This window comes from [Mycoplasma] phocae (assembly GCF_003332325.1).
In the GTDB taxonomy this organism is placed as follows: Bacteria; Bacillota_I; Bacilli_A; order Mycoplasmatales; family Metamycoplasmataceae; genus Metamycoplasma; species Metamycoplasma phocae.
Window position 1 is genome coordinate 685,354 of the sequence record NZ_CP029295.1, and the last position, 13,162, is coordinate 698,515.

The window sequence follows — 13,162 nt, forward strand, 5'->3', positions numbered from 1 at the left end:
ATAAATTATTAGTTAAGGTGAAAGAACATCAAGAAAACCATAATTCAGATTATTATTATAAAGTTAGAAATATGGATAGAGATCCTAAATTTGATAATTTATCAATAGTCGAGCGAGCAGCAAGAATTTTGTATTTAAATAAAGCATGTTTTAATGGACTTTATCGAGTTAATTCAAGTGGTTATTTTAATGTTCCGGAAAACAAAAATCAAACTATTAGAATTATAGATTTAGACAATATTACAAATGTCCATAAATTTTTGAAAAAAAATAAAATTAGTATAACAAATAATGATTTTCAAAAAGCTGTTAGCAGAGTTAAAAAGGGAGATTTTGTGTATTTTGATCCACCATATGACTCATTTGAAAACCAAAAAAATTTTACTTCGTATTCACAAAATAATTTTGACCGACAAGAGCAAGAAAGATTATTTAAGACATATAAAAGGCTATCTAACAAAGGAGCTTATGTTATGCTAAGTAATCATAATACTAAATTCATAAGAGAATTATATAAAGATTTTAATATTTATGTTGTTAATGTAAAAAGATTAATAAGTTCAAATTCTAAAAATAGAGGAGAAGTAGAAGAGGTTATAATAACAAATTATTAAACCTAAAATATTATGAAAAGTGAAAAAAGAGATTTTAATAAGTGAATTTCAACATTTATGAACAATTTAACACCAATTTCAGAATTTTCTGATTTTAGAAAATCATTTGAAAACGTTAATAAATTTAAAGAAGAAATTTTAATTTTAAACAAACTAATTGGTGATAAAGATATTGAAAATTCTTTCAGAAAATTAATTAGTTATAACCCCAAAATTTTAAAAGTAATTCCTTTTCTTTTAGCAACAAGAATGAATCAAATTCAAAGCTATGAAAATAGTGAAAATATAGTATATGATTTTGATTCATTAACTAACAGTATTGATGAATATGTAAGATTTATGAAAATTTCCGGTTTATTTGATTTAATTCAAAATAAACTATTCAATAGCATATTTGACTATCTTTTAGGCGTCGAAGTTGGCCTTGACTCTAATGCTAGAAAAAATCGTAATGGAAAAATTGCAGAAGATTTTGTTGAGTCTTATTTGAATTCAATTGATTTAATTGAAAATGTAGATTATTTTAAACAGATGACAACTTCAGAAATTTAGGATAAATTTAAAATAAATCTAAGTCAAATATCAAATAACAATATTGCTAACAAAAAATTTGATTTTGTAGTTAAAAGAAACAACAACATTTTTGCCATTGAAGTGAATTTTTTTAGAGCGGGTGGCTCTAAATTAAACGAAATTGCACGAAGTTATAAACAATTAGCAATTGAAACTCAAAACATTCCTAATTTCAAATTTATTTGAATAACCGATGGTATGGGCTGAAAAACCGCTAGAAATAATTTAAGAGAAACTTATGACAGTTTAAATGATTTGGTTAATTTTATAGATCTTAAAAACGGGATATTTGATAAATATTTTAAAAAATAAAAATACTAAAATACTATTTAGAAATATAATTTACAATTACTTAATAAAAATCTATTAGCACAAATCTCATAATATATTCTTTTAATTCTTATATGCCATTAATTTAAAAAAATAGTATCAAAATACTATAAGTCTATTATTATAAAATTTAAGGTTAATTATTTTATATTTGTAAATTCCTTGAAAAATTCAAAGAATTTATTGAAATTTACATAAATTTATTTTACTAACTAGATTATATTTTTAATAAAAAAGTAACTTTTTTAATGCGAAGTTATTTTTTTTATTAAAATAAGGGGATTTTGATCCAAAAATATAAAATATTTTAAATTATTTATTATAATTTTTATTCGTAAAAATTATAATTCGAATTTACTCTTAAAATAAGAACAATATCAATTTTATTCCAATAAAATACTATTTAAATAATACAAATGAAAATTAAATTTACTTAATTTTTGAATAAAAATCATAATAAAAATAAGGAATAAATATGAAAATCAAAAGAAATAAATGACTAGCTATGTTGCCTTTAGCTACTTTTGCACTACCTTTAATAGCTGCATCATGTACTGATAATAAAGCAAAATCGACGGAATCTGCTCCTGAAACAAGACAAATTTTAGAAAATCCTGAATATTTTAACAAAAATAAGGAGTTAGTAAAATTAGCTCTAAATAACTTTATCAAGCCGCTAAAGGGTGAAAATGAAGAAAAATACAATGAATTTGTTGAATTAATTAAAAATATGAATGAAAATTCAGATGTTAAAAAGATTTTAAATTATTATTCTTCTGAATATGAAAATTTAATTTCAAGTCTTAACAAAAGTAATTTATCAAAAAAATTAAAAAGCGAAACAGAAGCTGTCACATCATTCGGAGATATGTACAAAATTAAGAAAGAAATTAAAGCATTTGATGACAAAATTGAAGAACTTAAGAAATACTTAGCAGATAATTATTCATTAAAGGACTATGAAAGTCAATTAAAAGAAGCTGATAATCAAGAAAAAATAAATAAAATTAAAGAAGATGCCAAAGAATCTATTACACTACAAAATATAAAAGTCAACGATAAAAAATTTATATTTAATTTTAAAAATAGGGAATTAATTGAAGGTGATGAAATACAAATTATTCTTTATATAGTTAACCAAAAGGAAAATAAAAGACTTATTAGTATTGGAAAAAAGGTAAAAATTACTGAAAATATGAAAACCTACACAGCTCCATTTCGTAAACTTGGAACAAACAAAGAATTAAAAATTCATTTTTTAGGAGCAAAAGTAACTAGTGCTAACGGAAAAAAATATTATTGAGTTCCGGGTTTTGATTTAGAAAAATATGTTTCCTATGCTAAGAATAAAGAAAACTTTAAAATAAACGAAGGCGATGAAAGTTTAAAATATCAGATAGATTTATAAATAAATAAAAATCATTCACACAACTTAAATGGTGAATTGATTTTTTTAATATTTAATTTTGCATAAATAACTTACTGAGTTGACCAATCGATTGGAATTTTATTAAGTTCTTGTAATTTTTTATTAATTTTCTCAAAAATTTTTGAACCACTGAAACCGGCATGTACACCAAGTGGTGAAGGATGAGAAGTGGAAAAAATAATTTGATTATTGAGATCAAGATTTTTAATAAAATTTTTAGCATAGTTTCCTAATACCAAATAAATTATTTGACTGTAGGTTTGATTAAGTTCTGATAGTAGATTTAAAGTAAATATCTCCCAACCAATATTTTTATGGGCTAATGTTTTACCGATTTCATTTGTTAAAATACTATTAAGTAATAATACTCCTTGATCTTTTCAATAATATAGATTATTAGATTTAAAACTACATTTTGGGTATGAATTTTTAATTTCCTTAAAAATATTCATCAAAGACGCAGGAGTTTTTTGTTCATTAGAAGAAAAGCAAAGTCCATCAGCAACATCTTTACCAGGATAAGGATCTTGACCAATAATAATTACCTTCAAATTATCAAAATCAAAATTCTTCATCGCAAAAAAAATATGCTTTTTTGCTGGGGTAATATTCTTGCTATTTGTTAAATGTTTAATTATTTTTTTAAAATAATCTTGGGTTTTTTGACGATTAAAAAAATCAACAAAGTTAAACTTCATGTGTGACTTTCTTTTTGCCTTCAAACTGATATTCTAATAAATATAATTTGCCATCTTGAAAGTCAATGGCAAGAGGTGTTTTAATTTTTTCTTTTGAAGCACGATAAATTTTTAGACGCTTGTTATTATACATAATGAAAGCACCAGGTTGATCATTAAATGCTCTAATTTTATTTAAAGCCTCTTGACGACTGTTATGGTTAAATAGTTCGGCGTCCTCGTTTTGAATTTTAGGAGCAAGTGTAACTTTTGTTTCATCTTGAATTTCTCTTGTAAAATTGCCATTAAAAATTTCAATTAATCACTGATCAATATTAGCAACAGTAATATCTGCTAATTTATCAAATAATTCTAAGGCAGTGTCAGTTTCTTTAATTTCAATCGATGCTTTTTTTAGCATATCACCAGCATCCATTTTAGACACCATTTCAATCAATGTTATTCCAGTAATTTTATCATCATTTAATAGTGCATATTGAATTGGTGATGCGCCACGATATTTTTCTAAAAGACTCCCATGAACATTTAGCGGCAAACATTTTGGTAAGCTTAAAATACTATCGGGAATAAATTGACCAAAAGCTGCGGTTATAAAGAAATCAAATTCCACTTGTTTAAGGTTGTCGAGAATTTCACCGATTTTATTAGGTTGATATAGAGTAATATTAAATTCTTGAGCTAATTTTGCAACTTCTGTAATAATTGGTTTTTTATTTCTATCTGTTTTTTTATTAGGTTGACTAATTAGACAAATTATTTCAAAGTTCTTATTATTAATTAAACTTCTAAAAACTTTGGTAGAAAACTTGCCCGTACCTGCTAAAACTAATCTTATTTTATTCATCATATTAAAATTATAACTTAAGTTTATTTTCTTTATGGTTGAATAATCTAATGTAATTAGGAATATGTTTAATTACAATAGCGATTGAAGCAATAATTAAAATTATCGTGTGGATTGGATAAATTGTATTTTCTTGCAAAAAAGATAGGGTCGAATTTGAATATATTGAAGGAACAAAACCTAAAAATGGAACAGTTGCTGATGTTATTGTAGATGCTAAAGAAACGTATTTTGAGACTAAAACAATAAAAACAAATACCATGGCATAGATTGTAAAAATCATAAAATCAAAGGCAAAAATCATGCCAATAAAACACGATACTCCCTTACCACCCTTAAGATTATGAAAAATTGGAAAAATATGACCAATAACTGCTCCAAGGCCAGCAATCATTGGAATAATATAAATATTTTTAGTCAATGCTTTGAGAGTAAATGCAAGCATAATTACAAGATAACTTTTTAAAAAATCTAAGATAAAAACTAAAGCCCCAAATTTTAATCCCATTACTCGCATAGCGTTTGTTGCACCCGCGTTATTTGATCCTTCTTTTCTTAAATCTTTCCCCTTTAATTTTGAAATTATAATTCCAAAACTAATCGATCCAACTAAATATCCAATTAATAAAAATGTCAGGTTTATTGAAATATAATTTATTTTAAACATAGAAAAAATCATATATTAAAAAATTGCTTTTTTCAAGAAAAGCAATTATTATTTTTATAAAATTCAAGGGTTTTGTCTATTTAATTAGCATTTCTGCTTGATTTTCAGCAAGAATTTCGCCGTTAGATAAAATATCATAAGAGAAACTAATTAAATTCGAAGAAATCTGAACATCCTTTAAATAAAAATCTAAATCCACTCCTTCATTTTCATTAAGCATGAGTTTATTTGGAATTCTTCGATGTTTTCTTAAATAAAGTTTTTGTGCTGCATATGCCAAGTGAATATTTGAATGAGAAATTTTAGCTTCACAACTAAAATTTTTTTCATCGGTAAAATTAATAACAATAAATTCGTCTTCAGTTTTTTCAGTATAGTCAACATATTCAGTTTCAAAAACATTTTCAATTTCATCATCGCCATTAAGAGATTTAGTCATTAATCTATATTTTAATTGCATCTTTTAATCTCTTCATTACTAATTCTTCACCAAATAAATATATTGCTTTAGCAAGTTCAGGGCCATGCTCTTCGAAAGTTGTTGCCTTTCGAATTGGCATAAACAAATCTTTACCTTTAACATTACAAATATCTTTTGTTTTATTAATAGCCATTTGGATGTTATCAATAGTAAATGATAATGAACTTAGTAAATTGTAAAAAACTTTTATAACTTCAAGCGACTGAATATTAATTTCATATGAATTTTTAGGTTCTAAATAAATTTTTAAATTATTTTTTAATTCTAAAAGTGTTGCCGCAGATTGTTTATATGTTTCTACAAAAATTTCATTTCAAGCTTTATCTTTTGGTGACTTAATAAGTGAAATTAGTTCCTCATTTGTCACATTTTTCATATATTGTTTTGAGAACCATTCCATTTTTACAATATCAAATTTTGAAGGACTTTTACTCAATCTAGTTGGATCAAATTTTTCAATAGCCTCAGTTTTATTCATTACTTCAGTTTTGTCAGCTGCTGTTCAACCAAGCAACATTAAAAAATTAAAGATAGCATCTGGACGATATCCTTCATTTTTATAATCTTCAATGAATTGTTTAACGCTATTGTCACGTTTTGATAATTTTTTACCTTCCATATTAGTAATAATTGTTAAGTGTCCAAATTGAGGCATCTCTCAATTAAAGGCCTGATAGATGGCGATTTGTTTTGGAGTATTAGTTATGTGCTCTTCGCCTCTTAAAACGTGTGAAATTTCCATTTGATGATCATCAATTACAACAGCGAAATTATAAGTGGGATAACCATCACTTTTAATAATAACAAAATCACCAATATCATCACTATTAACAGCAATTTCATCGCGAACTAAATCATTTCATTTATAAATAGTGTTTTTAGGAAGTCTTAAACGAATTGAGTATTCTTTATTAGCATCTCTTCGCACTTTTTCTTCATTAGAAATTTTTAATCAATTGGGATCGTAACGAAATGAAGCAATTTTAGCATCTTCTGATTCCTGACGTTGTTGTTGAAGCTCTTCAGCACTATCATAGGCTTTATAAGCGAGATTATTTTCAATTAATTGGTTGGCCATATTATGATAAATTGCTAGCTTTTCACTTTGACGATATGCTCCATATTTTGGATTTGGCTGAAGAGGGCTTTCATCTGGAATAATGCCGAGTCATGCTAAATTATTAAGTTGACTAGCCTCGCCACCTTCAACATTTCTAGAAACATCAGTATCTTCTAATCTAAAGACAAAATCACCACCAAAGTGTTTGGCAAATAAATAATTAAATAGTGCTGTTCTAGCACCACCTATATGTAAATATCCAGTTGGACTAGGTGCATATCTTGTTCTTATTCTATTATTTTTTTTCATAGGTACCTCATTTTATTAACTATCTTCAAAAATTACAACAATTGGATCAGTGGCATCTTTTCAAAAATAATTACTACGCCCAGAAATGATTCCGGGAAAATATGGCAATGGAGCTTCTTCGGGTGGATAATTAGAAGGATAACCACGACCATTTGATTGACGAATTAATCCTAAAGTTGACGGATCAGTTATTTCCTTTCTTGCATTTGGAGCAGCTTCATTAGTTTTTAAAATTCAATATAAAACTAAGAAAAGTGCCTTGGGATTATTGCTATGTTTACTGTAGCTGCGGTAAGAAGAAGCATATGGAAAAAAATGCTCGAATTCTGCTCACGTGAATGAAAATATACGATAATCATATCTTGTTGACAAATTATCTAATTCTAAAAAATTAAAGTTATCTTTGAGTTTATATTTGTGACCTTCTTCAAAACTATTATTAACATCAAAATCATGAATTGGTTTTCCCAATTTTTCATCTTCAGTTGGTATTGGAAGTCCTTTATTTGATAATTTGTATATAAAGCTACCATCAACTTCACGAATTGGTTCACTTTTACTATCTAATTCAATCTCATAAAGTTGTGGCTTGTCATCATTACGTTTTTTTCCTGGTTCATATCGATAAATTGGTTTTCCATCATTATCATACTTAAATTTTCTTAATTGATAGAATTTATCATCTTTATGAATGGGGTTACTGGTTCGATAGTTGAAAGAATTAAATGACGAAGCTGAACCTTTGACGTGATATCCTTGTTTTTCAAATAAATCAAGTGATTCTTGATTAAGTTTAATAGCAGGACGTCCAACTTCGCAGCTTGCTAAAATTAGAGGAATAGAAATAAACGCCGGTGTTAATGCAATCCCTAATTTAAATTTACGGTTTTTTTGTTTTTTATTCATATTATAGAATTATACCTAATTTTTTGTTGTTCACATGAAGCTACTTTTAAAGGTTTTCTTATTTTTTTATTAAATATGCAGAAAAAAAATCATTATCATAAAAAATTTAAGTATGTGAATCGGAAAACAAATTGATATAAAAGATTGTGGAATTTATGTGTTACAGGCCTTTTTCAAAAAATACTATGAAAAAACATGCGATATAAATTATTTAAAAGTTAATGCGAGATACAATGAAAATGGAATTTCATTATTTTCGTTTAAAGAATTAGGTCAAAAAATCGGACTTAAGGTAGACATTTTAGAAGGTGATTTTTGTTCATTACTTAAACTTAAAATGAATGAAGAATACGCCACTATTCTAAATTTAGAACAAGGGCAACATTATGTCATAATTGAGAATAAATCTAAAAAAGGATTTTGGATTAATGATTCAGTTAAGGGTAGATATTTCTTAGAAAATAATGAATTTGAGCAATACTATAATAATTTTATTATCATAATAAAAAGAAATGAAGATGATAGTTTATTTCAAAAAAAATTAATACCCAAACAAAGCTATTCATTACCAATCAAATATGAATATCAAAAATGAATTACTATTTTTTTACTATCAATATTAATTCAAATATTGGCCTTTATTGGAAGTTTTTATTCAAAATACATTTTCGAAGCTCTTTTTAGTGGAAAACAACAAAATAAATTTTTAATAATATTTATTATTTTTATTTGAATTCTAGTATTGCGGTTTCTACTAAGTTGAATGAATAGCATTATGAAATTCAGAATTAGTTCAACTTATGAAAAAAATATTTATGATAAATTACATCAACATATTAGTAAAGCATCACAAATACAACTAGATAAAATAAATCAAAACGAATTTTTATCCACCATTAATTTAATTCCGCAAATCGCGCAGTATAAAACAAATCTAATTATCTTTTCGCTAAACAATATTATTATTTTTGTATCATCAAGTATTATATTAGGAATTTTAAATCGAGTAATTTTATACATTTCACTTACATATTGTTTAATTACTTTTTTCATATCATTATTTTGCTTTCAAAAAATAAAAAATAATTACAGTAAATTATTAGTAAACAAAATTCAACAAATTCAAAATCTTAATAATGTGTTTCTTAACTGAAATAATCGAAATAATGAAAAATATATATTATGAAAATATCAAGAATTTAGAAAAATACTTAACAATTCCCAAGAACTGCAGTTATTAATTTTTAAAATTGATACAAATATTAATATTTTCAATGACTTTTTATTTAGTTTAATTCAAATGTTCATTCTTTACTATGGTGCCACACTGTTTATTAAACAAAGCATTAGCATAGCCAATTTATCATTAATATCAACAATATTTACTTTGCTTAACTCTCCAACTAAAAATATGTCAAATCTAATAAGTGGTGTTTCAATTAATAAAATTGGAATTCTAAAATTAAATTTTTTACTTGGTCTAAATTTGGAAATGAGAAACTTAGAAAATAAAGTTAGCTATTCAGAAATCAAAAATATTAAGTTTGAAAATTTATATTTTAGTTATGGGACTATTCCTATATTTGAAAATTGAAATTATGAAATTACTAACCATACTCATCTTATTGGTAGCAATGGATCGGGGAAATCAACATTACTAAAAATTCTTTGACAATTGTATGTTCCGGATTCTGGTGAAATAATGATAAATGGACTTAGCACCAAAAATATAAATATCAATCAATTAAGAAATGATATTTATTTAAATAATAATCTCGAATATTTTGATAATGATAATTTGTTAAATATAATCACCCAAAACGATGAAAATAAAGTAAAAATTTTTATTGAATCATATAAAAAATATAATCTTGAAGAAATATTTAGATTTTTTAAATTACATCTCGGATATAAAGTTGAAAACTATGGAACAAATTTGTCAAGTGGCCAAAGACAATTTATTTCAATTATGCGACTATTTTGTAATAAATATAAAATTATTTGCTTAGATGAAATATTTGAAAACTTTTCAGAAGAACATTTTTTAAAAATTAGCGATAAATTAAGACAATTTCAAAATAATTGTATATTTATAGAAATTAGCCATGTCAATCGATTTGTAATCAAAAACCTTTATAATAAATTAATTTTTTAGTAAAAAGATTTTCCTAATTTTTACAAATAAAAAAATATTATTTATAATATACAAATATGAATAAATTGATGTTTAAAAATAGGAGTTTTTACCGGTTCAATTTTCTTGAAGAATTTACTAAGATTTTAGAAGAAGCTAAACTCGAATTTTTATCCAAAAAAGATTTGCATGTAGACGTACTTTTTGTCACTCGATGAAAAATGAAAAAACTAAATAATCTATATCGACAAAAGAATTATACAACTGACATTTTAAGTTTTCCGTTTAATGAAAATAATGAATTAGATTTCTTAGAAGAAAAAGAATTGGGACAAATTATTATCTCCCCCTGAAAAATAAAAAAACAAGCCAAAAAATTCAATCACAGTTTAAAAAGAGAATTCTGCTATATATTTGCCCATGGTATTGCACACCTCTTTGGCTTCGATCATATAACTGAAGAAGAGGCAAAGATAATGAATTCACATGTTGATAGAATCATGGAAAAATTAAAAATAAATAGAATAAATAATAAAAGCGAGGAATAATTATGAAGAAAGTTTGTATTGTATCTTTAATTGGAAGACCAAATGTGGGTAAGAGCACTATTTTAAATACATTGCTCAACTATGATCTCTCAATTGTTAGCAAAATAGCACAAACAACAAGAGATCAAATTCGTGGAATATATAATGATGATGATTATCAATTAATCTTTATTGACACACCAGGAATTCACAAAGCAGAACATTTAATATCAGAAAAATTAAATAGTAAATCATATGCTAGTTTTAATGAAGCTGATTTACTACTATTTGTTACTCCGGCCAACGAAGAAATTGGAAAGGGTGACAAATTCATTATTGATAAAATAAATAATGAAAAAATCACAAATAAAATTGCCATTATATCAAAAATTGACTTAGAAAATAATATGGAAAAATTAGGTCAAAAAGCTATGCAACTTAAAGACTTAGGGTTTAATAAAATACTTGGAGTTGGTAAAACATACACCAACACTTATAATGATTTGATTAACGAAATTAAAAAATTTGCATATGACTCAGAGCCTTTGTATGATGAAGATCAATTAAGTGATTCATCACTTCGTTTTATGGCAAAAGAAATTATTCGTGAAAGTGCTATTAAAAATTTATATGAAGAACTGCCACACTCAATAGCTGTAGAAATTGATGAATTCAGAGAACCAAAAAATGAAAATGGTACATGTGTGATTAACGCCACCATTTATGTTAAAAAAGAATCACAAAAAGCAATCGTTGTTGGTAAGGGTGGATCACTTATCAAAAAAATATCAATGATTTCTAGAAAGAAAATGGAAGAACTTTTCGGCAACAAAATATATTTAGCAATACGAGTTAAATTAAATGAGAATTGGGTTGATAATGAAAATAAAATTACTAAATTAGGCTATTAATGAAAAAATATTCAGCAATAAATCATAAACTTAAAATAATATTGATTTCTATTTTATCAGTTATTATGTTTGTGATTTTTGTATCAATCTTATCAATTAAAGTTTTATCGCCTTTTAAAGTAAGTATCTACAATTATGAATCGTATCTAAATACTAAAACTATTACAAGCCTAAAACAAAAATATTCATACCATGCCTTTACCAATTTAGATGAACTAACAAGAGCAATTAATAATAAAAAAGCAGTTGCTGGAGTTGGCAGTGATTATCAAATAGCTCAATTAATAGTGGAAAAAAAATTAAGAAAAATTAATTTTTCAAAAGTCTTTGGGATAAATTTCAAAAACGATGAAGAAGTATTAGCTCGCTATCCACAAATTTTAAAAAATAATTTTAATATTTTCAACGATTGAATCATTGCGGAAATTAAGAAAAAAAATCCGGATAATATTATTCAAGAAAATTGGGATAAAATTTCATATTCAAGTTTTATACCTTTCATTTATTACAATGAAAAAAATGAAATAATTGGCTTTGAAATCGATGGAAAACCCGGGATTGACAATTATTTTCAATTTCTAATTCCTTATTTTATTTTGGATAAAATGATTGTTTATAACATTGACAAAGAAAAAAATGAAACTACTGATAGGACAAATGTCAAAGAAGGAGTTTCTTTTGACGATGTAAATAATCAAAGGACTTGATTTGATATTCTAAAAACTCTAACAAGTAAATATAAAACTCCGAGAGTTTATTGAACAAATTGATTTCAAGATAATGCGATGTTAGGTCAATTCTATGCCTATGAAAATGGCGACCTATCACAAAAAAATGGTGAATTGTGAAAAGATCTAGATAAAGATAATTATAAATATATTATGAACTCATTTTTAGACCTAGTTAAAAATGGAACAGGCCACAGTATAAAAAATTCTAATTACAATAAATTAGTAACTGATGGTCAAGAACTAGTGAGCACAATTATTGAACCAAAAAATGGAAAAGCTGATATTTCAATTATGTACAATGGTGATGCTCTTGACGCCTATTATGGCGAAGATAATTTTGAAAGATTAGGACCAAATCCACACGTTTCATTTATCAGACCACAAAATTCATACATGAACATTGACGCCTGAATTGTATCGCGCGACACTGATGATAATGAATTAGATGCCTTACTTGAAACATTAAATGAAATATTATTCAAAAATGCTGTGAGCACACAAGATGAAATAACACAGTTATATTTAGAAGAAGTTTATTCATTAATTAGTGAAAAAAAAGAAGATAGTCAAAACTATATAACTCAAAATTTATTTAAAGATAATGAAATGAAAATTGCAAAAAATGCTTCAGAAATTAGTGAAGAATTTTATAAAAAATATTATGACGAATTCAAGGAAGCATTTGCTAGTCAAAATTTACCATTTATTGAAAATTTTGATGTTATAAACTATACACCAGCTTATGAATACACAAATGCTTTTTTAAAGGAATGATATTTTCTTGATGAAAATAAAAAACCAAATTTAGAAGCAATTAAAATATTTAATGCTGGGCAAGACCCAGATACTAGTTATCGAACTTATCAACCAATTCATTTGGGATTAAGAACTAACATTATAGATTATTATTATGAAACAACAAAATCGTAGTTGTAGACAGGATTACAC

Annotated in this window: 12 protein-coding genes and 1 pseudogene; 7 read left to right on the plus strand and 6 right to left on the minus strand. The window is 25.4% G+C overall.

Annotated features, from left to right (window positions below; genetic code table 4):
* Nucleotides 1–17: 17 nt before the first annotated feature.
* The 3 genes and pseudogenes from DA803_RS02770 (at nucleotide 18) to DA803_RS02780 (ending at nucleotide 2,925) form a co-directional block, all read left to right on the plus strand.
* Nucleotides 18–614: a DNA adenine methylase gene (locus tag DA803_RS02770; RefSeq protein ID WP_277869727.1), complete on the plus strand. Its 597-nt coding sequence runs from the start codon at nucleotides 18–20 to the stop codon at nucleotides 612–614.
* 57 nt (nucleotides 615–671) lie between these two features.
* A pseudogene (locus DA803_RS05350) lies at nucleotides 672–1,499 on the plus strand (type II restriction endonuclease).
* A 493-nt stretch (nucleotides 1,500–1,992) separates the two neighbouring features.
* Nucleotides 1,993–2,925, plus strand: coding sequence for a hypothetical protein (locus DA803_RS02780; protein WP_114191090.1), 933 nt, complete (start codon nucleotides 1,993–1,995; stop codon nucleotides 2,923–2,925).
* Between the two features lie 71 nt (nucleotides 2,926–2,996).
* Here DA803_RS02780 and DA803_RS02785 read toward each other — a convergent pair whose 3' ends face one another.
* The 6 genes from DA803_RS02785 to DA803_RS06605 form a co-directional block, all read right to left on the minus strand.
* Entirely contained in the window at nucleotides 2,997–3,644 is a 648-nt protein-coding gene (locus DA803_RS02785; protein ID WP_114191091.1) for a uracil-DNA glycosylase, read from the minus strand.
* A complete protein-coding gene (locus DA803_RS02790) occupies nucleotides 3,634–4,491 on the minus strand; it encodes a methionyl-tRNA formyltransferase (protein WP_277869728.1) in 858 nt (285 codons plus the stop codon). Before DA803_RS02790 ends, DA803_RS02785 begins: the two co-directional genes overlap by 11 nt.
* 7 nt (nucleotides 4,492–4,498) lie before the next feature.
* Nucleotides 4,499–5,155: a glycerol-3-phosphate 1-O-acyltransferase PlsY gene (plsY, locus tag DA803_RS02795; protein WP_114191208.1), complete on the minus strand. Its 657-nt coding sequence runs from the start codon at nucleotides 5,153–5,155 to the stop codon at nucleotides 4,499–4,501.
* Nucleotides 5,156–5,231: 76 nt separating this feature from the next.
* Nucleotides 5,232–5,594 carry a hypothetical protein gene (locus DA803_RS02800; RefSeq protein WP_145960826.1) on the minus strand — a complete coding sequence of 121 codons (363 nt, stop codon included), beginning with the start codon at nucleotides 5,592–5,594 and terminating at the stop codon, nucleotides 5,232–5,234.
* Nucleotides 5,595–5,598: 4 nt separating this feature from the next.
* Entirely contained in the window at nucleotides 5,599–7,005 is a 1,407-nt protein-coding gene (gene gltX / locus DA803_RS06600) for a glutamate--tRNA ligase (RefSeq protein WP_114191094.1), read from the minus strand.
* 15 nt (nucleotides 7,006–7,020) lie between these two features.
* The gene (locus DA803_RS06605) at nucleotides 7,021–7,911 is read right to left on the minus strand and encodes a hypothetical protein (RefSeq protein ID WP_114191095.1); all 891 of its coding nucleotides are present in this window, start codon (nucleotides 7,909–7,911) and stop codon (nucleotides 7,021–7,023) included.
* A 112-nt stretch (nucleotides 7,912–8,023) separates the two neighbouring features.
* On the opposite strand from DA803_RS06605, the gene DA803_RS06610 reads away from it, so the two are divergent.
* From DA803_RS06610 to DA803_RS02830, 4 genes are read left to right on the plus strand one after another with little or no spacing between them, the layout of a single operon-like run.
* A complete protein-coding gene (locus tag DA803_RS06610; RefSeq protein ID WP_114191096.1) occupies nucleotides 8,024–10,066 on the plus strand; it encodes an Mbov_0121 family peptidase domain-containing ABC transporter in 2,043 nt (680 codons plus the stop codon).
* Nucleotides 10,067–10,122: 56 nt separating this feature from the next.
* Entirely contained in the window at nucleotides 10,123–10,593 is a 471-nt protein-coding gene (ybeY, locus tag DA803_RS02820) for an rRNA maturation RNase YbeY (protein WP_114191097.1), read from the plus strand.
* A gap of 2 nt (nucleotides 10,594–10,595) precedes the next feature.
* A complete protein-coding gene (gene era, locus DA803_RS02825; protein ID WP_114191098.1) occupies nucleotides 10,596–11,483 on the plus strand; it encodes a GTPase Era in 888 nt (295 codons plus the stop codon).
* Nucleotides 11,483–13,144, plus strand: a complete 1,662-nt coding sequence (locus tag DA803_RS02830) for a type 2 periplasmic-binding domain-containing protein (RefSeq protein WP_114191099.1) — start codon at nucleotides 11,483–11,485, stop codon at nucleotides 13,142–13,144. Before era ends, DA803_RS02830 begins: the two co-directional genes overlap by 1 nt.
* Nucleotides 13,145–13,162: the final 18 nt, after the last annotated feature.